The 21,979-nt window shown below is 48.8% G+C and carries 20 protein-coding genes and 1 riboswitch; of the genes, 10 read left to right on the forward strand and 10 right to left on the reverse strand.

Going from position 1 to position 21,979, the window contains the following annotated elements; translation table 11 throughout:
* Positions 1-4 precede the first annotated feature (4 nt).
* Together MKY98_RS21855 and MKY98_RS21860 are read right to left on the reverse strand one after the other, a co-directional pair.
* Positions 5-1,036, reverse strand: a complete 1,032-nt coding sequence (locus MKY98_RS21855) for a cytochrome d ubiquinol oxidase subunit II (protein WP_029519198.1) — start codon at positions 1,034-1,036, stop codon at positions 5-7.
* Complete coding sequence (locus MKY98_RS21860; protein WP_069012158.1) at positions 1,033-2,379, reverse strand: cytochrome ubiquinol oxidase subunit I; 1,347 nt, start codon at positions 2,377-2,379, stop codon at positions 1,033-1,035. The genes MKY98_RS21855 and MKY98_RS21860 overlap by 4 nt, the downstream gene beginning before the upstream one ends.
* A 351-nt stretch (positions 2,380-2,730) precedes the next feature.
* Between MKY98_RS21860 and MKY98_RS21865 the strand changes: the two genes are divergently transcribed.
* The 4 genes from MKY98_RS21865 to MKY98_RS21880 all read left to right on the forward strand — a co-directional run bounded on the left by MKY98_RS21865 (position 2,731) and on the right by MKY98_RS21880 (position 8,054).
* On the forward strand, positions 2,731-3,285 hold the full coding sequence (locus tag MKY98_RS21865; RefSeq protein WP_029519201.1) for a MarR family winged helix-turn-helix transcriptional regulator: 555 nt from the start codon (positions 2,731-2,733) through the stop codon (positions 3,283-3,285).
* A gap of 91 nt (positions 3,286-3,376) precedes the next feature.
* Positions 3,377-4,609, forward strand: coding sequence for an MFS transporter (locus MKY98_RS21870; RefSeq protein ID WP_069012159.1), 1,233 nt, complete (start codon positions 3,377-3,379; stop codon positions 4,607-4,609).
* A gap of 386 nt (positions 4,610-4,995) precedes the next feature.
* Positions 4,996-6,129 carry a virulence factor gene (locus MKY98_RS21875; RefSeq protein ID WP_069012160.1) on the forward strand — a complete coding sequence of 378 codons (1,134 nt, stop codon included), beginning with the start codon at positions 4,996-4,998 and terminating at the stop codon, positions 6,127-6,129.
* Between the two features lie 121 nt (positions 6,130-6,250).
* A riboswitch (Lysine riboswitch) is annotated at positions 6,251-6,453 on the forward strand.
* A gap of 134 nt (positions 6,454-6,587) precedes the next feature.
* Positions 6,588-8,054: an amino acid permease gene (locus MKY98_RS21880; RefSeq protein ID WP_029519205.1), complete on the forward strand. Its 1,467-nt coding sequence runs from the start codon at positions 6,588-6,590 to the stop codon at positions 8,052-8,054.
* A gap of 130 nt (positions 8,055-8,184) precedes the next feature.
* Here MKY98_RS21880 and MKY98_RS21885 read toward each other — a convergent pair whose 3' ends face one another.
* Both MKY98_RS21885 and MKY98_RS21890 read right to left on the reverse strand, forming a co-directional pair.
* Positions 8,185-9,561: an MFS transporter gene (locus MKY98_RS21885; RefSeq protein WP_029519207.1), complete on the reverse strand. Its 1,377-nt coding sequence runs from the start codon at positions 9,559-9,561 to the stop codon at positions 8,185-8,187.
* Positions 9,562-9,607: 46 nt separating this feature from the next.
* Positions 9,608-10,735, reverse strand: coding sequence for a transglutaminase domain-containing protein (locus MKY98_RS21890; protein ID WP_069012161.1), 1,128 nt, complete (start codon positions 10,733-10,735; stop codon positions 9,608-9,610).
* Between the two features lie 101 nt (positions 10,736-10,836).
* On the opposite strand from MKY98_RS21890, the gene MKY98_RS21895 reads away from it, so the two are divergent.
* Genes MKY98_RS21895 through MKY98_RS21905 form a run of 3 tightly spaced genes read left to right on the forward strand, consistent with a single transcriptional unit; the run spans position 10,837 to position 13,479 of the window.
* On the forward strand, positions 10,837-11,265 hold the full coding sequence (locus tag MKY98_RS21895; RefSeq protein ID WP_239645267.1) for a FeoA family protein: 429 nt from the start codon (positions 10,837-10,839) through the stop codon (positions 11,263-11,265).
* Positions 11,256-13,265, forward strand: a complete 2,010-nt coding sequence (gene feoB, locus MKY98_RS21900; RefSeq protein ID WP_029519211.1) for a ferrous iron transport protein B — start codon at positions 11,256-11,258, stop codon at positions 13,263-13,265. Before MKY98_RS21895 ends, feoB begins: the two co-directional genes overlap by 10 nt.
* Before the next feature lie 37 nt (positions 13,266-13,302).
* Positions 13,303-13,479, forward strand: coding sequence for a FeoB-associated Cys-rich membrane protein (locus MKY98_RS21905; protein WP_080658679.1), 177 nt, complete (start codon positions 13,303-13,305; stop codon positions 13,477-13,479).
* Between the two features lie 86 nt (positions 13,480-13,565).
* On the opposite strand, the gene xylB is transcribed toward MKY98_RS21905, so the two are convergent.
* On the reverse strand, positions 13,566-15,089 hold the full coding sequence (gene xylB, locus MKY98_RS21910; RefSeq protein WP_069012162.1) for a xylulokinase: 1,524 nt from the start codon (positions 15,087-15,089) through the stop codon (positions 13,566-13,568).
* Positions 15,090-15,137: 48 nt separating this feature from the next.
* Positions 15,138-16,454: a xylose isomerase gene (gene xylA / locus MKY98_RS21915; protein ID WP_039273722.1), complete on the reverse strand. Its 1,317-nt coding sequence runs from the start codon at positions 16,452-16,454 to the stop codon at positions 15,138-15,140.
* Positions 16,455-16,588: 134 nt separating this feature from the next.
* Between xylA and MKY98_RS21920 the strand changes: the two genes are divergently transcribed.
* Positions 16,589-17,761 carry an ROK family transcriptional regulator gene (locus tag MKY98_RS21920; protein WP_069012163.1) on the forward strand — a complete coding sequence of 391 codons (1,173 nt, stop codon included), beginning with the start codon at positions 16,589-16,591 and terminating at the stop codon, positions 17,759-17,761.
* A 92-nt stretch (positions 17,762-17,853) separates the two neighbouring features.
* Here the strand turns inward: MKY98_RS21920 and MKY98_RS21925 are convergent, their stop codons facing one another.
* Complete coding sequence (locus MKY98_RS21925) at positions 17,854-18,084, reverse strand: glutaredoxin family protein (protein WP_069012164.1); 231 nt, start codon at positions 18,082-18,084, stop codon at positions 17,854-17,856.
* Between the two features lie 58 nt (positions 18,085-18,142).
* Positions 18,143-19,084, reverse strand: a complete 942-nt coding sequence (gene trxB, locus MKY98_RS21930) for a thioredoxin-disulfide reductase (RefSeq protein WP_069012165.1) — start codon at positions 19,082-19,084, stop codon at positions 18,143-18,145.
* Between the two features lie 282 nt (positions 19,085-19,366).
* On the opposite strand from trxB, the gene MKY98_RS21935 reads away from it, so the two are divergent.
* Complete coding sequence (locus MKY98_RS21935) at positions 19,367-20,098, forward strand: ZIP family metal transporter (RefSeq protein WP_069012166.1); 732 nt, start codon at positions 19,367-19,369, stop codon at positions 20,096-20,098.
* A gap of 80 nt (positions 20,099-20,178) precedes the next feature.
* Here the strand turns inward: MKY98_RS21935 and MKY98_RS21940 are convergent, their stop codons facing one another.
* A complete protein-coding gene (locus MKY98_RS21940; protein ID WP_069012167.1) occupies positions 20,179-20,640 on the reverse strand; it encodes a hypothetical protein in 462 nt (153 codons plus the stop codon).
* 10 nt (positions 20,641-20,650) lie between these two features.
* Positions 20,651-21,208, reverse strand: coding sequence for an NAD(P)H-dependent oxidoreductase (locus MKY98_RS21945; RefSeq protein WP_069012168.1), 558 nt, complete (start codon positions 21,206-21,208; stop codon positions 20,651-20,653).
* A 134-nt stretch (positions 21,209-21,342) separates the two neighbouring features.
* Here MKY98_RS21945 and MKY98_RS21950 point away from each other — a divergent pair, with 134 nt between their 5' ends.
* On the forward strand, positions 21,343-21,978 hold the full coding sequence (locus tag MKY98_RS21950; protein ID WP_025724158.1) for an HlyD family secretion protein: 636 nt from the start codon (positions 21,343-21,345) through the stop codon (positions 21,976-21,978).
* The last annotated feature ends 1 nt before the right edge of the window (position 21,979 follow it).

Below are 21,979 nucleotides of genomic sequence, written 5' to 3' on the forward strand. Positions count from 1 at the left end.
TAACTCACCCTTTCTTCCCTTCATGTCCGCGCACATATTTTGCATCGAACAGAAACAATCTTAATATCAGGATCAGCGAAGGGATCAGCACCAGCAGACCCGCAACAAACGCCGTAATCAACGCATACGCCATCGTAGAATTTGTAAAGCTGTCGTAGACATTAATGTAGGGATACAGAACATACGGGAGATGCGAGCGGCCGTAGCCATACCAGGCAAATGCAAATTGCAGCATCACCAATATGAACGAAACCCCTAGATGCCGCCGCTGCCATACCAGATAAACTGCTCCCGCAAAGCATATGAAGGATGCGACAAACATCCAGGCTATGTTCAGCATATTGGTAAAATGATCTGGATTTTGTTTGTTAATCTGAAAAAATGCGAGCAGACTCGCAACAATCGTTGGACCGCTCCAAAGCAGTGCATATCCTCGTACGATTTCAAAAGCGACCTTGTCTCCTGCCCTTTTGGCATAATAGGCCAAAAACATCGCCGAGATATACAGTACGCTTACCAACGCCAGAAAAATAACCGCCCACGTGTAGGGATTGCTTAATAGCTGCCCCCATTGCAGGTGCACACCTGTACTGTTCTCCACAATAATGCCGCCTTCCGATATAGCGAGGACCGTCGACAGTGCCGCCGGAATCAGTAACCCTGTCGCACCGTACAACGCCATGTAGACGATATTATTGGTGCCGGAATGCCCATACGTATTGTATGCATAATACACTCCCCGGATGGCGAGAAGTACAATCGCAATACTGCCGGGAACGAGTAACGCCGTACCATAGTAATATGCCGCATCCGGGAAGAACCCGTTTAATCCCACCACAAAAAAGATGAGAAATACGTTTGTTACCTCCCACACCGGGGATAGATACCGTTGAATAATATTGTGGATTTTGTTCTGGTGGCCTGTTAACACACTGTAAAAGCTGAAAAACCCTGCACCAAAATCAATAGATGCTATAAGCAAATATCCGAACAGGAACGTCCACAAAATGGCGATGCCTACAATTTCATAGCTCACTTACCATCAGCCCCTTCCAGGCCGAGCTGTCTTATCTCTTCCACCGCATCCTTATTGCGAAATAGCTTGCTGAGTACCTTAATGGCCGAGAAGCACAACACCAGATACAAAATAACAAACAACACCAGCATCCACCCAACACTCGTAGAAGTGGTTGCTGCTTCGGACACCTTCATATATCCGCGTAAAATCCACGGCTGTCTACCGACCTCCGCGAACATCCATCCGAGCTCAATAGCTACCATCGCCATCGGCCCCACCAGAATGAGCGCCAACAGCAGCCATCTGGGGTATGGTTTGCGACCTGGCAAACGCTTGCGGATCAGATACAACAGCGGAATGACGAGAATCAGCACCCCTGTGGTGATTTTGAGGTCAAACATATAATGGATAGACAGGGGCGGACGCTCATCTACGGGATAATCATTTAATCCCTTGACCTCCGTACTGGGCAGGTTCCCGGCCAACACACTAAGTGCATAAGGCACTTTCAGGGCATATTTGATTTCACCGTTCTTATCCATGTATCCGCCATATACGAAGGGCGCGTGCGTCATCGTATCAAAATGCCATTCGGCGGCGGCCAGCTTCTCCGGCTGATATTTGGCCAGAAATTTACCGGATGCATCTCCAATCATCACTGTACTGATGGCAAACACAATGGTACAGGTGGCAGTGAGCTTCAGCGCCTTTTTAAAATAAGCGTGATTACGTCCCCGCAGCATACTGTAAGCAGCCAGTCCCATCAGCACCCCAGCGCTCAATGTATACGAGGAAGCCAGTACATGAGAAACTTTGGTCGGCGTAGCCGGATTTAGCATGGCCTCGATGGGATGAATATTTGTCATGACTCCATTTTTGAGTGTAAAGCCTTGAGGTTGGTTCATGAACGAGTTCACAGTCGTAATAAAAACCGCTGATGCAGATGAGGCAATCGCTACCGGGATGAGCAGCATCAGGTGAAAATATTTGCTTTTAAACCGATCCCAAGTATACAAATAGATGCCCAGGAATATAGCTTCGATGAAAAAAGCAAACGTCTCCAAAAACAGAGGCAGTGCAATCGCTTGTCCAGCCACCCGCATAAAGGTGGGCCAAAGCAAGCTGAGCTGCAAACCAATGGCGGTACCTGTAACGACACCCACGGCAACGGTAATGACAAACCCTCGCGCCCACCGTCGGGCCAGCAGGGTATAATGCGGATCACCAGTTCGCAGCCCGCGCCATTCTGCTAGTGCAATCATTAAGGGTACGCCGACGCCGATAGATGCAAATACGATATGAACAAACAGGGTAATTCCGGTCAGCATCCGGCTTAGTAATACAGGGTCCAGTGAAGACAAATGGGTTTCACTCCTTCATTTCACATTTTAAACATCGCGGATCACTCTGGATTACCAACTAAGGAGTCAAGCGAGCTATGCTTTTAATTACGGCATATAGCATAATGGCCGCAATTACTATACATACAATAATGAGCGTTCTTTCCTGCTTGCGGAACATAGGAACGCCTCCTTCACTTATCTATTGGCGCATTTTGGTAACCTATTCACAGTTTGGTTCATTCTGTCGAGTTTTAACCCTGCTTCTGCATTGAATGTAGCAGTATTTCTTTTTAGATATTGTTTTATGCATTTCAATACGCTATATTGATATATAGTTAGATAACCTAATTATATGAAAAGAGTGAATGTATGCCACCAAAACAAAGTATGCGGGACACCGTCCAGCAACCTCTTCCCCGTCTGGGTCCAGAACCTTATCTGGAGCTAATGGATCAAACTGCTCTTGCAGAAACGAATCGACAACTCGCCCGTATTGGTCTCTTCTTGCTATGGACGGGTGATAATACGCTCGACGCAATAGATTTGGATCTAGCTGCTTATGGCCTGACAGAGAGTAAGCTAGATTTATTGTTGCTGTTGACACTACACCAATCCCAGGCTCAGATGAGCCCTTCAATGATTGCCGACCGTCTGGGAATTCGTCGTGCATCTGTTACATCTCTCCTAGACTGGACAGAGCAACGAGGCTGGATTATCAGAGAACATAATTCCTCAGATCGACGCAAAATTCATGTGCGCATTACAGAAGGGGGATCTCATCTTGTACAGCAAGTGCTTCCTGTATTTTGGTCTTCCTGTGCTTCTCTAGCGAGTATTTTGGAGCCTGAGGAGCAGGTCGTTTTTTCGCGGATTATAGAAAAAATCCATCATCATATGGAAAACAGATTGGGGGTGGGCAGATAAATTTTTTTTAAACATATAATTAGGTTACCTAATATATTTAATTTCGTGTATTACCAAGCCACTTATTTTATGATCAAGGAGTGTTCAATTGATGAGTAAATTACGAACCAATCATACCGTTATACAGAAAGAAAATGTGGCTCTCCCTTATGCATGGATGACTGTAATCCTATGCTGGTCAGCGGTTGCCGTTATGTCCAGCCTGTATGTGACGATCCCTTTGGTCCCTCTTTTTGCTAAAGTGTTTGGAAAAACGCTTGCCGAAGCAGCCCTACCGGGCAGTATCTTTTCCTTAGGCTTTGCGGCGGGATGTCTTGTTTATGGTGGATTGTCTAACCGCTTTGGACGAAAGCAGGTTATCGTCATCGGACTGCTCGCATTAACGATTATTTCGTTATCCATCAGCTTAACCAGTCAATATTCTGTATTAGTTACACTGCGCTTGCTTCAAGGTTTGGCTGCAGCCACCTTTTCCCCCGTTGCTCTCGCATACGCCGTCGATATGTTTCCGGCCGAAAAACGGGTAACAGCTATCGGCTTTATCAGCACCGGTTTTCTAGTAGCGGGTATTGCTGGTCAGGTATTTAGTATTGTCATTAGCGAACAAATGGGGTGGAATACGGTATTTCGGATGCTAGGCATTTTGTATGCAATTACCTTCCTAATCGTCCTTTTTTTCCTACCTAAAACCCCCTCCCCTCAACGAGATGTTCGCATTTGGGCAGCTTTCAGTCAGTTGGAGACCGTTCTGCGCTCGTATCCTTTATGGTTAAGCTACACGGTTGCTTTTGTTCTCCTGATGTCCTTTGTGAGCATGTATACGGTTTTGGGTAACTATCTTGGCGGCCCTGAATTTGGCCTGAATAGCCGACAGATGCTTTATGTCAGATCCGCTGGTATCATCGGCATGCTCCTTTCACCATTCGCAGGAAAGCTAGCCCAGAAATACGGTGTACACCTTATATTACGTACAGCTCTTATTCTTTCCATTCTGAGTTTGGCGCTGATGGGAATGACACACTCTCTTATGACTATCGTGGTGTTGAGTGTATGCTTTGTCAGCGGCATTGCCCTGAGTGTTCCTTCACTCATAGCAATCGTCGGCCAGCTCGGCGGTGCAGCGAGAGCTATAGCTGTCTCACTATATACCTTCATCCTGTTTGCCGGTACAAGTCTAGCTCCTATGCTCTCCATTCGTTTGATGGGGAATGGCGGCAATCAGATGACTACATTTATGCTGCTGGCGGCAGTTCTGTCTGTGGGATTTATCGCCTCCCTGCTCATTCGCAGCCACCAGAACGATCCGCTGAGGCGGAATGCATAAACAGCATCAAACTATAAACCGAATAAAGATACCTATAGTGCCACTGCGCATTCGGATGCTACTTCCCATCGCCACCGCCCCCGGATTTCTAGAATAAGGCCTATGATTAGGGTAAAAATCCGGGGACCAAAGCGACCGCTACGCTTGTACAGCACCATTCCGCCTACTCCGTTTTCATGTTAATTTTCCGAGTTCGGCTTATATAGCATCCTGTTTTTATTAAAAAACCTCCATATTCATCAGACATGTTTACCTGAATTAGTGTGAGATATGTCATTGTGTTTTCCTCGGAAACGCCAACTTCTCTTTGGAGAGATTCGCAGAATGAGTTACAATACAGATAAGATATATATGGAGAACTTTTGAACAGGAGGCTGTACTGAGCTATGAAAATAACATCTATCGAGCCAACTCCCAGTCCGAACACCATGATGCTGCATCTGGATGAGCGACTGGAAGCGGGTATCCGCAGAACATATACACGGGACAATGAGCGTTCCGCTCCCCCATTTATCCGGAGCATGTTGGACATTGAAGGGGTCAAAAGCGTGTTTCACACAACCGACTTCGTAGCCCTTGACCGCAAAGGGAATGCAGATTGGTCCACCATTCTGGGTCAAGTCCGGGATCAGCTAGGCGAGGAAGGCGCTGACGCCAATTGGGATTTGCCAGAGGAAACCTCTGGAGAAGCATTTGGCGAAGCACAGGTCTTTGTGCAATTTTTTCGCGGCCTTCCTATGCAAATCCGAGTCAAGGCAGGGCAGCAGGAGGAACGAATTTCCTTGTCCGACCGATTCGTGCAGGCCGTTACCCGTGTAGCGAGTGCAACGCTGATTAAGGAACGCAAGCTGAGTGATTACGGCGTCCGCTATGGTGAACTGCCGGACATTGCACGTGAGGTTGAGCAGGAACTGGAGGCAGCCTTTCCACAAGAGCGGCTGGAGCAGATTATCCAACAAGCGATTGCCCACGGTGCAAACAACAGCGAATTCGTGGAGGAACGCCGCGAGTGGAGTGATGCCGAGCTGGAGCAGGCCCTGCAGCACGGGGATTGGCGCACACGCTACGCTGCGCTGGATCGGCTGGAACCGACGCCCGAGCATTTGCCGCTTATCCGGCAAGCGCTGCATGACGATAAAATGCAGCTGCGGCGGCTGGGCGTGGTCTATCTGGGCGATATTCGCTCTCCGGAAGCGATGGAACTGCTAGCCGAGGCGCTGCGCGATCCTTCAGCGGCAGTACGCCGCACCGCAGGCGACACGTTGTCGGACATCGGCGATCCGGTCGCTACCAGTGCAATGATCGGAGCCCTGTCGGATAGCAGCAAGTTGGTACGCTGGCGGGCGGCACGTTTTTTATACGAGGTGGGAACCGAGGATGCGCGTGATGCGTTGGAGAAGGCGGTCGATGATCCCGAATTCGAGGTCAGTCTACAGGCTAAAATGGCGCTGGAACGCATCGAATCAGGCGAACAAGCCGCGGGCACAGTTTGGCAGCAGATGGCCAAGCGGAACTCTTAATTTAAGATTCTACGAGTGATTTTCAAAAAATTGTCGATTGTCAGAAGATGTACAGGTACGATATACTGTAATTCGCTATACAATAAAATATCATGTCATACACCTCATCAACCCTGTTTTATGATGAGGTAGAGGTCGCGGATGTAATCGGTACACCGGAGGAGACGATAAGAGCCGTCTGAGATTCCAGTGGAAAGGTACACCCGCCGAAGTATGCGGAGCTGACTCTTTGTAAATACTCCGAATGCTGGGGCTGCTAACCGAAAGGAGCAGAACTGTCACACGCTGTCCTAACACAGACACGTGTGTTGAGCTATCTTGTTATAGAAGAAGGTATGGTGCGGAATGCATAGACAAAACCGCAGGCGTATTCCCTGCGGTTTTTTGATTTATATACTCCCCCTCCTTCTAGCTCTTGCCCTGACATGAAATACAATTTCATGAAGGAGTGTTTGAACGTGCAACACAGAGCAACATCTGACGGAACCTTGCGTAAAAGTCTCAAAGCCCGCCATATGACGATGATCGCCCTCGGCGGTTCTATCGGAACAGGTCTGTTCCTCGCCAGTGGAGGCGCAGTTGCCGAAGCTGGACCCGGTGGTGCCCTGCTGGCTTATGCAGCAGTTGGCCTCATGGTCTACTTCCTTATGACCAGCCTCGGTGAGTTGGCTACATTTATGCCTGAATCCGGCTCTTTTAACACCTATGCAGGTCGCTTCGTCGATCCGGCTTTTGGTTTCGCCATGGGCTGGAACTTCTGGTACAACTGGGCGGTGACGATTGCTGCCGAATTGGCAGCAGCGACCGTGCTGATCAAATACTGGTTCCCGGAAAGTCACTCTGCCTGGTGGAGTCTGTTATTCCTGGCCGTAATCTTCGCACTGAACGCGTTGACCGTCAAAGGCTACGGTGAGTCTGAATACTGGTTCGCCATGATTAAAATTGTGACTGTGGTCATCTTTTTGACTGTAGGTGTGCTGATGATCTTCGGCATTATGGGTGGTCCTGCGGTCGGCTTTGCCAACTTCACGGTAGGAGACGCCCCGTTCCATGGTGGATTCTTTGCTGTACTGGGTGTATTCATGGCAGCGGGCTTTTCCTTTCAGGGAACGGAGCTGATTGGGGTAGCCGCAGGAGAGAGCGAAAATCCGCGTGAAAATGTGCCGCGCGCCATCCGTCAAATCTTTTGGCGCATCCTGTTCTTTTATATTCTCGCAATTCTCGTGATTGGATTGATCATTCCGTACACCAATCCGAATCTGCTGCGGGGAGATATCAGTGATATCGGGGTCAGCCCGTTCACGCTCGTATTTGAAAAAGCAGGGCTTGCGATTGCTGCCTCTGTTATGAACGCCGTTATTTTGACTTCCGTATTGTCGGCAGGTAACTCGGGTATGTACGCGGCCACTCGGGTACTGTACGCTTTGGCACGAGAAGGTAAAGCCCCGCGTTTCCTCGGACGTATCAATAGACGCGGCATTCCTATGAACGCGCTGCTGATCACGACCGCTGTCGGTATGCTAGCCTTTCTCGCCTCCCTGTATGGAGACGGTGTAGTCTATAACTGGCTGCTGAATGCTTCTGGAATGTGCGGATTTATTACGTGGGTCGGAATTGCAGTCAGCCATTATCGTTTCCGCCGTGCCTTTAATGCACAGGGTCACAGTCTGAGTGAGCTTCCATACAAAGCCCGTTGGTTCCCATTTGGCCCGTTGTTCGCCTTCGCTCTGTGTATCATTGTCATTATCGGGCAAGGGGCGGATGCCTTCACCGGACAGGAGATTGACTGGAAAACGATGATCGCTACGTACATGAGTGTGCCGCTATTCCTTCTGCTGTGGCTCGGCTACAAATGGACCAAACGTACTAAAATCGTGCCATTAAAAGAATGTGATTTGAGCCCGGATGCTTCTTCGGATAAATAATAGAAGACATTAAAAAAAGCCCGTCTCCACATATCAGGGAGAACACGCTGGTAAACCTGGTCCAAGACTGTTTATCCGCATGTTCACCTGTATATGCCCGGAGACGGGCCTTTTCTTTTTCTTTTTCTGTTTATTTGGAAGAAGCAGCTACTTCAGCTGATAAAGACATAGATAAGGCACGACGACTAAAAATACCGTATATGACAGCAATCAGCGTCAACCCTGCTGAAAACAAGTACAAATTAACGATACCCAAATGATCTGCAATCCAGCCCATTAAAAGCAGCGAAATACAAAACGTTAGGCTTGTCAGCGTAGCCTGGGCGGACAGCACCTTAGGCAAATCATGTACAGACACACTCATTTGCATCATCGTACGGCGGGATACGACGGACATTTCCGCAGGTAGTCCCATCAACAGCACGATAAGCAGCGTTAGTGGCGGTAATGTGTTCAGTGCATACCAAGCTGTCAGCAGCCCATAACCTGCCATCCCCGCCAACATGGCGGGCAGCAGTCTGCGCTGCAAATACTTGACGCAGGCGAGGACCACGATACCGCCGCCAATCGCTCCTGCAAAATACGCTGCATTGATGTATCCCCACCATGCCTCACTTTTGTGCAAGACCTGCTGAGCGAAAGCAAGCGTGAACGCGCCTACCCAAACCGAACCCCCTAGAAGGTCAATCATATCCATAAAAATAAGAGCTTTCAGTCTGCGACTGGCTCCGATGAGGCTCCAGCCTTCACGAAGTATTTCCTTTTTACGCTTGGGAGGTAGTGTGGGGCTCTCAGATTCCGGGCCATATAGTGTATCTTCCAACTGTGCAGGAGGCAAGTCATGATGCCCTTGCCCGGGTTCAGTTAGAGCTTCGAAAACTGAGACATCTCCACCTCGCACCCTTGTTCCAGGTTGCAGCAAATAATGAGCTTTGCCCTCTAGTGGATCTCGAATCAGGCTGGTGAAGATCATGGCTATCATATATAATCCGCCAGCAACCAGTAGTGTTTTTTCCGAACCTAGCATGGCTACGAGCACACCACTAAGCCCCCACCCCGCTAATTGCACCGTCTGATCGCTGACCGATACCAGACTGTTTGCCCGCATAAGTCCTTCCCCGGACGCAAGGCGAGGAATCAGCGCATTACGCGCAGGCGTAGTCCATCCGTCCAGAAAGGACATGGCTGCCACCAACGTAAACACAATCACCCATATCGGCTCCGTGCCTGCTGACCACAAGTGGCCCAGCAGAACAGCAAAGAAAGCCAGTTGCCCGAACTGAGAAACGAATAAAATAAAAGGAAGCTGGAATCGGGCCAAAATGAGCGGTGCTAAAAAGCCGCTGATCATCTGTGCCCCCATTCGCAGCAACGGAACGAGCACCGAAGAGAAGATGGAGTCTGTTTCATGAAAAACCAAAGACACAAGTGCCATAATATAAAGAATGTCGGCCGCATTGGACATGGTCTGCGTGCCAAGCAAATAGGTAAAGGAACGCCTGTGCATATAAATAAAATACTCCTTTGTTAATGTAGCTTTTTACAGCAGATGATTAGGTCCATTTCAGGGTTACCCGAAGATTGCCGGTACTTCCAAGGTCCGTAATCTGATAAGAAATGGATTTTAAGCCGAGTTGATATAAGGACTGTAAATCCTCCTTGAGACTTCGCTCTGTTCCCTGATAGGCGAAGGTAAGCGTCGTCCCTCCCTTATTTACAATCTTACGCACCTGTTCCTTGATGTCGGCGGATGATTTAACCAGACCCTTACCATCTTGCAGCGGATATTCGAGGGTATTGTACAGTTTTTGATACACAGCAGCCTTTAATCCTCCGGCAGCTACCAGTGCTGATAAGGTTTCCCGATACGATGTATTCGCCTGAGGATACGGTTTCACCCATGAGTGATCCCGCCGCATTTCGGTATCCGTCAGCAGATAATATGAAGTGCTTACTTCGTTCGCGCGATCTGGGGTTGGATCATCCCATGTCGTATCCATGTGATACCATCGACCATCTAATAAAACAAGATTCCATGCATGCAGCTGTCCCCCTGCTCTACCTTCCACAATCCGATTCGTAATGCCTGCACGTTCCAGCATTTTATAGGCTAGCAGTGAATAACCCTGGCAGACCGTGCTTCCCGTTTTCAGGCCATCGTAGGCTGTGTACTTTTGCTGTGCTTCATCATACTTCAGGCGAACGACGATCCAATCATGGATGGCCTTCACCTTCTCATGATCCGTCATTCCCTTCGTAATAATATCCCCCAGCACCGCTTTAACTGTGCTATCCACATAAGCTGTCTGTTCCTTCGTCTCCCGGTAGCTTAAACGAATCGTAACCTGAGCGGAGGTCGTTGTGCCTGTATAGCTGAATGCGTAGCTTTTGATCGTATAATTCACATACGGATCGCTCTCCATGGCCTGTTGGATGGCCGTCTGTAATTGCTGTTTGAGACCGTTCACTCGCCCTTGATATGTAAAGGTCAGCGTTTCACTCCGCGTAGCCATTGCCTGTAAAAGCTTGTTCTGAAGCTGCTGCGATGATACCGATGGAGCCGGCTTGATCGACGCCGCATACACATTGCTGCCCCACTCCACAGCCTGCGGCAGCAACACAGCCAGCGCTGCACCCGCAACCAGACATTTTACAAGCCTAACCCCGATTTTTCTGTTCATACAGAGCGTTCCTGCCCTTCTTAGCATAGTTATAAACAGCTCTATCTTACCATAAAAACAGTTGCCCCAAGCGCTCTAGTTTTGTCGGTTGCAGACGAGTAATGGGACAGTTAAAAAGACAGGTTGCGACACACATACTCGGCGATATAACAGATGGGAGCAAGGGGCAAACATGTCGTTCGCAGCGAATTTTATCACAGCAATCTAAGTATCCTCATGATATGGTACTGGCATCGGAAGTAAATGATATTGATTCTCATTCTAGATCAGAAAGGCTGAACACCATGCCAGAATGTATTTCACTTCTTCGTACGCCACTAGGTCAGACTGTGCGTTTGCAATCCCTTGACCCTCTTCATCCCTCATTGCGCCGCCGCTTGACAGACATGGGCATCAACGAAGGTTCCATCATACGCTTAAAAAAAATCAGTTTATTGGGCGGCCCGATCGTCATTGAATGCAACGGCCAACTGGTCGGCCTCCGTCAAAATCAAGTGAAACAACTGGAGGTCGTTCCGACATGGACATGATCGCTCTATTTGGCAATCCCAATACAGGAAAAACCTCATTATTCAACAAGCTGACTCGTACGTATGCAGAAGTAGGGAACTGGTCCGGCGTCACCGTGGAAAAGAAAACAGGGCTCCTGCGTGACAAGTCTGCCGTATTGGTGGATTTGCCAGGTGCCTACTCTTTACTCCCTCTTTCGCTGGATGAAGGTGTTGCAACCCGATATTTGCTGGAAGAGCCGCCTGCGGCCCTGATCAATATCGTGGATGCCTCCCAGCTCCAGCGTAATCTCTATCTGACCGTACAACTACTGGAATATGGCCGTCCCCTTGTACTTGGCTTAAACATGACTGACGTAGCTGATGCCACGGGTCTTCGCGTAAACAAGGAATTGTTGGCTGAACAATTGAACGTTCCCATCATTCCTATGGTGGCGCGCACAGGTAGTGGAAGTAAGCAAATGCTCGCATCTCTTCGAGAAGTAAGACATGCATCCAATACTTTTCAACTGGATTACGGCCCAGCCGTCGAAGCGGCTATTCATGATATTTGCAACTTACTGCCGGATGCATCTGTACCGCAACTCCGGTGGGCCGCACTGCAATGTCTGGAAAACAATCCTGTCGTCATGGAATGGATGACGGATGAGGTGCAGCGTGAACAAGTAACTGCGCGTATTCGCCATTGCGAAGAAGACCTGCTCAGTGAAGGCTGTGCCATCACGCCTGCTCAGCATATTCGTTCTGTACGAACAGCATGGATTGCTGATCTGTGTACCAAGGCACTCGACACCTCCAAGCTCAAGCCGCACAGCCTAACGGATAGGCTAGATGCACTATTAACTCACCGGTATCTGGGGATTCCGATCTTTTTGCTGCTGATGTACGCTACCTTCAAGTTCACCTTCGATTGGGCGGGTACGATCCTTTCAGATATGCTGGATGGATTTTTTTCAGGTGCACTCAGCAGTTGGATTTCTGAATTACTCGTTCACTTGAACGCGTCTGCCTTTACGCAAAGTCTAGTCGTGGACGGCATCGTGGCTGGAGTCGGGGGTGTGCTTGTTTTTCTGCCTCAAATTGCTATTTTATTTCTGATTATCTCGGTGATCGAAGACTCCGGGTATATGGCACGGGTCACGATACTAATGGATCGTCTGATGCAAGCCGTGGGCTTGAACGGGAAAAGCTTCATTCCCTTCATCATCGGATTTGGCTGCAATGTCCCTGCGATTATGGCAGCACGCACCATTGAACAGCCCAGAGAGCGTCTCATTACCACGTTGCTGGTGCCCTTTATGTCGTGTTCGGCCCGCCTGCCGGTATATGCGTTGTTTGCGGGTGTGTTTTTCCCAACACATGCGGCAAGCATCATCATGCTGATGTATGTGTTAGGAATCGTCGTTTCACTTATACTTGCCAAAATTTTTTCCAAAGTATCCATTTTGTCGGGTGAGCCCTCCCTCTTCATCGTGGAACTTCCTCCCTATCGAGTGCCGCAGGCTCTTACACTATTCCGCAGCACATGGGAGAAGGTTAAAGGCTTCGTCCGTAAAGCCGGAACCATTATTCTTGCAGGTTCCGTTGGCATCTGGCTCTTGTCCAATTTCGGTCCGCAGGGCTTCGGGGTAGAAATGGATGACAGCCTGCTTGCCACCGTTGGAGGTTGGTTCGCTCCATTACTAGCCCCTCTCGGTTTTGGCACCTGGCAAGCAGGGGCTTCCCTGCTCACAGGCTTTATGGCCAAGGAAGTTGTCGTATCAACGATGAATATTATTTACCACGTTCCTGATATGCAGGGACTTGAACTACAAGTCAGACATGCCTTTACACCGCTTGCCTCTCTTAGCTTTATGGTGTTCATTCTGTTGTATGTTCCGTGTCTGGCTACGGTAGCGGTCATTCGTAAAGAAACCCTTTCGTGGCGTTGGACCGCATTTTCTGTGATCTATCCTTTGGCCGTTGCATATATCATTGCCGTCTTGATCTATCAATGCGGCAGATTATTAGGTTGGGGTTAAAGTCAGGCCCTATAGTAAATAAAAGGAAGTGAATTCCATGATCAATATCATCATTTTATTGGCGATCCTCGGTTATAGTGCGTGGGTGCTGGTACGATTTTTGCGAAAAAGCCGTCAAGGCGCCTGTGCGGGGTGTTCGTCGAGCAAGTCATGTCCGGGTTGTGCAGCCAGCTCTATGCATGAAGATTATGCGAAAATCAAGAAAAGTATTTAATTCCAACTCATCATCACATGAAAAGCGGCTTCGGGGGTTTCTTACACCCGAAGCCGTTTCTTATTTACGCTTAAAGCTCACCGTATTCAGCGATACACTGCCAAATGCTCATTTAGCTCTCGCGTGTGCAAGTAAACTTCACGATACAGCTCGTATAGACCTTCATACTGTGCCACACGGTCCGGGTTCGGCGAATATCTCGCTGCTTCATGCAGAAATGCTTCAGCACACGCTTGCAGAGATTCAAACCAGCCACTACCATAAGCAGCCAGCATGGCCGCCCCCAAGGCAGGTCCCTGCTCGCTTTCCAGCTTGATGATATCCGCGTTAAAAATATCTGCCTGCATTTGCAGCCATGCCTCATTACGCGCACCGCCGCCGATGGAAATCACTTCATTCACCGTTTTGCCCGTCCCTCTAAGAATATCTATAGATTCCTTGAGCGAAAACGTTATTCCTTCCAGTACCGCTCGTGTAAAATGCGCAAGCTTATGTCCCGCATCCATCCCGATAAAGCTGCCTCGAATGGTTGCATCTGGATGAGGTGTACGCTCGCCGACGATATAAGGCGTGAACAGCAGCCCTCGGCTGCCTGGCTCAATAGAGTTCACATCTGCCAATAGTGCATCAAAAGAATGCTGTGGTGCAAAGGTATCCTTAAACCAAGTCAAGCTGTATCCGGCCGCGAGCGTAACCCCCATAATATAATAAGCATCCTGCTCACTATGATTAAAAAAATGCGCCCGCCCCTGCACATCAATATCCTTGCGTTCCTCATAAGAAAGTACAACCCCTGAGGTGCCGATGCTGCATAGGGTGCGGCCTTCACTCAAAATGCCGGCACCAATCGCGCCACATGCGTTGTCCGCACCACCTGCAAAGACCTTCGTTTCAGGCGAAAGCCCGCTCTGCTCCGCAATCTCCGGCAAGAGCGTACCCGTCTGATCAAAGGATTCCACCAGCGGCGGGAACAGCGACAACGGTAGATCAAACGCGGCAGCGATCTCTTCGCTCCACTGCTTGTTCGCAGTATCCAGCAGCAGCGTGCCCGCCGCATCCGAATACTCCGTCGCCAGCTCTCCTGTCAGACAGTAGCGCACATAATCCTTGGGTAGCATAAAATGTGCCGCACGGGCCAGCACGTCTGGCTCATGCTCCTGCACCCACAGCAGCTTGGGCAGCGTGAAGCCTTCCAGCGCGCGATTACGTGCGATATTCAGCAGGTCCGACCCGAGCTGTTCTTCAATACGACGGCATTGTGCTGTCGTACGCGTGTCATTCCACAGAATAGCCGGACGAAGCACTTGGCCTTCCTTGTCAGTCAGCACAAGCCCGTGCATCTGTCCCGAAAAGCTAATACCGTCTACGGCATCTGTGCCGCCGATTCCGGCCTTCTCCACAAGCTGTTTCAGTGATGCTAACGTGCCACTGACCCAGTCCTCAGGATGCTGTTCGCTATATCCTGCCTTCGGCTGATGGAGTGGATAAGACTGGGAGGTTTCATAAGCCACCTGACCCTTGAGGTTAACCAGCACCGTTTTGACCGCGCTGGTACCCAAATCTACGCCGATGACATAGCGTTCCTGCTCCTGATTTAGCTTCTCCTGCATCGGAGTTCCTCCTTCCCTGTTATCGTGTATTCCTTATTTTATATATGCTTAGTCAGCCAAAATGTATTGATTTAATGTTGCTTTCAGATATTCCTGGCGACCGGATACGTTTTTACGTGGTGTTTCGTTCGCCAGAGCATATTCAGCCAGAGAAGCAAGCGTTGCTTTTCCGGATACGATGTCTGCTCCAATACCTTCTTTAAAGCTGCTGTAGCGCTTCTCAATAAAGTCCTCAAACACACGATCCTCAATCAGTTTGGCAGCTACCTTCAGCCCCTTCGCATACGTATCCATACCTGCGATGTGCGCGAGGAACAAGTCTTCTGGCTCAAACGATGCTCTGCGTACCTTGGCATCAAAGTTGATACCACCACGGCCCAAGCCTTCATTTTGCAGCACTTCATACATCGTCAGGGTCGCATCATACAGATCAACCGGGAATTCGTCCGTATCCCAGCCCAGCAGCAAATCTCCCTGATTTGCATCCAGTGATCCCAGCATGCCGTTAATCCGTGCTACACGCACTTCATGATCAAAAGTATGACCCGCCAAGGTGGCATGATTAGCTTCCAGATTAAGCTTGAAATGTTGATCCAGATCATATTTTTGCAGGAAAGCAATCGTCGTCGCAGCATCAAAATCATACTGATGCTTCGTTGGCTCCTTCGGTTTTGGCTCAATCAGGAACTGAGCGTCAAAGCCAATTTCACGCGCATAGTCTACGGCCATATGGAACATACGTCCCAAATTGTCCTGCTCCAGCTTCAAATCCGTGTTCAGCAGTGTTTCGTAGCCTTCACGGCCTCCCCAGAAAACATAGTTATCTGCGCCCAGACGTTTGCCCACTTCCAGTCCTTTTTTAATCTGAGCAGCTGCGTGTGCGTATACATCTGCATTGCAAGTCGAGGCAGCACCATGCAAATAACGTGGATGGCTAAACATGTTCGCCGTGTTCCACAGCAGTTTTTTCCCCGTAGCTTTCATATGGTCCTCAATCAGATCCACGATGGTATCCAGATTGCTGTAAAATTCCTTCAATGACGCGCCTTCCGGTGCAATATCCACATCGTGGAAAGCGAAATAAGGTAAATTCAGCTTATCCAGCAGTTCAAAGGCAGCTTCCACACGTGCCTTCGCCAAATCCAGCCCGGTAAACTTGGACCATGGACGTTCCGCTGTTTCTACACCAAAAGGATCGGAGCCGCCTGCAACCAGTGTATGCCAGTAGGCCATGCTAAAACGTAAATGCTCCTCCATCGTTTTTCCCGCTACAATTTCCTGTGGATTATAAAATTTGAACGCAAAAGGATTGTCGGATTGCTTGCCCTCAAAGTTAATTTTAGATACCTGTTCGAAATAAGCCATTATAAGTTCCTCCTTTATAGTAAACGTTTACAAAAACGATTCTAGCACAGCCAAAAGACTTTGTCTATTGCTTAAACTAAGTTTGTTTTTATGATATAATATCAGGAATTACACCAACAGGAAGTGAATGAACCATGAATGTCACTGGCGATCAGGCGCTTGTCAAAAAGCTGAATAAATCCATTGTGCTGGAGCGTATTCGCCTTCATGCTCCGCTATCCCGGGCACAGTTATCCAGTCAAACTGGATTAAACAAGGCAACCGTTTCCAATCTGGTGGCAGAGCTCATTACCGATGGACTTGTGTATGAGACAGGATTAGGGGAATCCAGCGGCGGGCGTAAGCCTTTAATGCTGCTGTTCAATAGCCGTGCAGGCTTTGTACTCGGTATTGAGGTGAGCGTACAGTACATCAAAGGCGCTCTAACTGATCTGTCAGGTACCATTGAAACTGAGCTTACCCTTTCCCTAAATCAGCATGATCCCGCCTTTGTTATGGAACAGATTCGAAAGCTTGTTCAGGAGCTCATGCAGGCCACTCCTCCATCCCCTCATGGTATCGTCGGCATTGGGCTGGGGGTGCCGGGTATGGTGGATGAAACCGGAACCGTTTTGTTCGCACCCAATCTGGGCTGGGAAGAGGTTCCGCTGCGGCAGCAGCTTGAGGCCGAGCTAGGTCTGCCCGTCGTAGTGGATAACGAAGCTAACGTCGGCGCACAGGGCGAGTTGTACTATGGTATGGACGGCGATCACCGACAGCAGGTGCGGGATCTGGTCTACATCAGTGCAGGGTCCGGGATCGGGGCCGGGATTATCATTGATGGCAAACCGTATCAAGGAGCTTGGGGGTACGCCGGAGAGACGGGTCATATGACTATTGATTGGAACGGACGACTCTGCTCCTGCGGTAGTCGCGGTTGCTGGGAGCTCTATGCTTCAGAGAAGGCGTATGTAGCATCCACATTGAAACTACCTGCACATAATACAGCGGAATTACTGCCGTTTGCTCAGCAAGGTGAAGTAAGTACATTAAGCGTCCTTGATGATATTGGGCGATATTTGGGTGTGGGTATTACCAACATTGTGAACAGCCTCAACCCCGGAATGCTTATCATCGGCGGTCCACTGGCGGAAGCCAGACCTTGGTTGGAGCAAAGTATGCGTGATGTGATTGACGAACGTGCCCTGCCCTATCATCGTCGGCAACTACAGATTCGTTTCTCCACGCTTGGCAGCCGTTCGACGATGCTAGGTGCCGCCTATGCGGCAACCGCTCCTTTTCTCGGGCGAGTACGTGTGTCCTTATAAGTAAAAAGGCACCCATTGCAGTATTAGCTGCGATGGGTGCCTTTTCTTAACCATATAACGATCATAGGACCGTCGTCTGCTGTTAGGTTGGATTAAGCGTTCAACACTTTTTCAAACTTGGTTTTGTTCATACCGGAAATACGTTCTTCCCCGATCAGCGTCAATGGAACGGCACGAATACCCATATCCCAAACCTCTTGCGCATAAGCTTCATTCGTTTCGATGTTGCGTTCTTCGTACTCTACGCCTTTTTCACTCAAGTAGCTCTTTACTTGACGGCAATGCGGGCAGTTTGTAGATGTGTATACGATTGCTTTTTCCATGAATATCACCTCATCATTTATTTTGTTACATCATATTTATTCAAACTTGCGTGGATCATTACAGGGCCAGTGCGCTGTGCTCCAGGCTTTCGATGTATTTCTCGCTGTCCATAGCAGCCATGCAGCCACTACCTGCTGCGGTAATTGCTTGTCTGTAGCGTGTATCCTGTACGTCGCCACAAGCGAATACGCCAGGCACGTTTGTTTCGGAAGTACCCGGATTTACGACGATATAACCGTTCGCATCCGTTGTAATTTGTCCTTCGAGGAAGCCCGTATTCGGATGATGACCAATCGCCACGAATACGCCGCTAACCGTAATAACTTCCTCTTCACCTGTTGCATTATTCAGCACTTTCAAGCCAGTGACTCCGTTCTCGTCCGCAATCACTTCTACAGGAGTACGATTAAGCGCCCATTCAATTTTGTTGTTCGCACGAGCACGATCCTGCATAATTTTGGAGGCGCGCATTTCTTCACGACGATGCACCAACGTTACTTTAGAGGCAAAACGAGTCAGGAAATTGGCTTCTTCCAGTGCAGAGTCTCCGCCGCCGATGACAACAATTTCTTTGCCACGGAAAAAGAAGCCGTCGCATGTTGCGCAAGTGCTTACGCCACGTCCGATATTATCCTGTTCACCGGGAATACCCAGGTACTTGGCAGTCGCTCCTGTGGAAATAATCAGCGTATCAGTAACCAGTTCACCCAAACCCTCTACATCCAAAGTAAATGGACGAGCAGTTGTGTCTACTTTGTTTACCCAGCCTGTGCGGAATTCAGCGCCAAAACGCTCCGCTTGCTTACGCATATTATCCATCAAATCGGGTCCCATGATTCCTTCAGGAAAGCCTGGGAAATTTTCGACTTCTGTAGTCGTGGTTAATTGTCCGCCTGGCTGTGGTCCTTCGATCACCAGTGGGTTCATATTGGCACGTGCCAGATAAATTGCAGCGGTCAAACCGGCAGGACCGGTACCTATAATAATGGACTTGTACATATCTTGGTTCCTCCTAAAATATCATAAGTATTATATAACGAGTTTTCGGAACCGGGCGCTGGGCAGCTGCATATACTTCTAAAAGTAATTCTGCCAGAAGCTTATCCCAAAATGTGGACACCCGGATATTACAAAAACGAATCACTTGTTTTGTAGCTTTTTATGACTTAGACTGATTCTAAATCCTAATTTCATTATGCGGAAATAGCTGTAAACAGTCAAATGAAGTTTTCATGAAGCGAAGCTTAAAGATAAATCAGGTATGGAGGGATTATCCCGATTATGAATGACGTTTTTGTAGGTAGCTTTATTTCTGCCCTGTCCACTGGGCTCGGCGCCGTGCCCATACTGTTTATGCGCAATATCACGCATCGTCTTCGCGATGTTCTGTTGGCTTATGCCGCAGGGATTATGACCTCTGCCTCCGTGTATAACCTGATTCCTGAAGCTATTCAGCATTCCAATTGGTTCGTGCTGACTGCGGGAATCCTGCTCGGCTGCCTCGTATTACTGGTGATGGAGATGTACATTCCCCATGCGGATTTGGAGGACCCAGATTCTAAGACCTTTCACCTGGAGTCCAAATCTTTTCTCATCATCGCAGCTATTACATTGCACAATTTGCCGGAAGGGCTCTCTGTTGGGGTCAGCTATGCGAGTGAGACTCAAAATCTCGGCAATCTGATCGCCTTCTCTATTGGTCTGCAAAATGCCCCGGAAGGCTTCATCGTAGCACTATTCCTTGTGAATCAAAACATCGGCCGTTTCAAGGCATTGGGCATTGCTACCCTCACTGGAGCCGTGGAAATCATAACGAGTCTGATCGGCTTTTATTTGAGCAGCTGGGTGAACGGACTGGTACCTTATGGCCTTGCTTTTGCCGCCGGAGCCATGATGTTTATCGTCTACAAGGAACTGATTCCCGAGAGTCACGGGGATGGCAACCAGCGGATCGCTACATTCTCCTTTATTCTCGGCTTGATTACCATGATTGGCCTAACCGAGTGGCTATAGCGTGCAACACAAAAAGGCTGCCTTCTGCCTGTAATCCAGACAGATGAGCAGCCCTTTTGGCGTGTTCACATGGAGATACCTCATTTTTTTTGGTTCATGGAGCGCAATGCTTCACGATACTGCTCGTCCTCACTTTTGTGAGTCTCCTTCTCTCCATTGGATATTGGGGAACGTCTATCCTTTTCTTCGTCCTTTTTGGCAAAACCACGTAAAGCCGCACGATAATCCTGATCTCCATAAGCATCTTTGATATTCTCGTGATCTTTTTCCACCTTCTTATCCGTCTGGATATCAGGCGCCTTATGTTGTTCCTCCGCATGATGTTCTTCAACGTCGATATCCTTAGGAGGCATATCTTGCGTAGGATCTTTCCATTCACGCGCCTCGGGTTCCACCTGCACAGGATAAGGACGTTTGCTTCTTTGCCGTGAGTCCTCTTCGGTAGAGCGAGTCTTGGAAGAGGACTTGCGCGTCATCTTCGTATTAAATACCAGCAAAAAAATAAAGGCAACCGCAGCTACTACGATAAAAGCAATGGTCATCGGTAGCCTCCTATTCTCTTTCAGCGCTACGGTACCGTCCCGCTATTTCAGCGACCCGTTTGCCCAAAGAGCGGCCTAGTGCAAGATCATCACCCGTTGGAAGATTAGGTGGTCCATTGGGTTCAGTCTCCACCGGACATGTTATCCCTACGCCGTAATAGGAGCCGTATAATGCATTTTCCGTAATATTGGCGGGCAGTCCTACAATAATCATGCCTTGATGAAGCATTGGAGTAATCAAATTCAGAAGTGTGGATTCCAATCCACCATGAATGGTAGCGGTTGTGCAAAACACAGCGCCGATTTTGTCCACCAGCTTGCCCTGCGCCCACAGATACCCCAGCTTATCAATCCAGCTTTTCAGACCGCTGCTGATCGTACCAAAATGCCCCGGACAACCCCATAGGATCGCATCCACACTCACTAGCTCATTCACATCGGCCTCATTTACATGCTTTAACAACACTTCCGTGTGCTCAAGGTGTGCTCCTTCTGCAATTGAGCGTGCGAGACGTTCGGTATGCCCATTTTCACTGTCATATACAATCATGATTCTGGTCGTCGTCATTATGCGCATCATCCTTTGTCAGCAAAATCATCCTTTTCGCATGCGCTCTTAACCTTGCCCAAAATCCATCTGAATATTATGAATCGTTTGACGCATACTTTGAAAATCCAAGAACTAGGGAGGCATGTTAACACATGAATTCACGCGCCATATTAGTCAACTTGCTAGTTATTATCATTATTCTGGCAGGAGGTGGAGCCGCCGCCTATTACTACAATCAATCCGCCAACTACATAAAAACCGATAATGCCCAAGTGAGTGGACAAGCGGTTACCGTTGCCTCTCCAGGCGCTGGCAAGCTTACAGGCTGGAATGCTGAAGTTGGTAAAACCTACACCGCTGGAAGCACACTGGGTAATGTAGAAGGAGGCGGAAGCCGAATTAGCGTTACGATTCCAACCGATGGTACCATCGTGCAGCAATCTGCGGTCAACAACTCAATTGTTGGGGCAGGCACGCCTTTAGCGAAGGCTTTTGATCTAAACAATTTATGGATTACCGCCAATATAGACGAAACGGCTGTACAGGATCTTCAAGTAGGACAAACCGTAGATGTATATATTGATGCTTACCCGGATACGTCCCTGAGCGGTAAACTCGAAAAGATCGGCCTGGCGACCGCATCGACTTTTTCACTACTGCCCACTTCCAACACCACTGCCAACTATACCAAGGTGACGCAGGTCGTGCCTGTCAATATTTCCATTCAAGGTTACAAGGGGCTGGGTATTATCCCGGGAATGAGTGCGACTATCAGAGTTCACAAGTAGG

Origin of the sequence: Paenibacillus sp. FSL M8-0228 (assembly GCF_038007385.1) — a bacterium.
Lineage (GTDB): Bacteria > Bacillota > Bacilli > Paenibacillales > Paenibacillaceae > Paenibacillus > Paenibacillus polymyxa_D.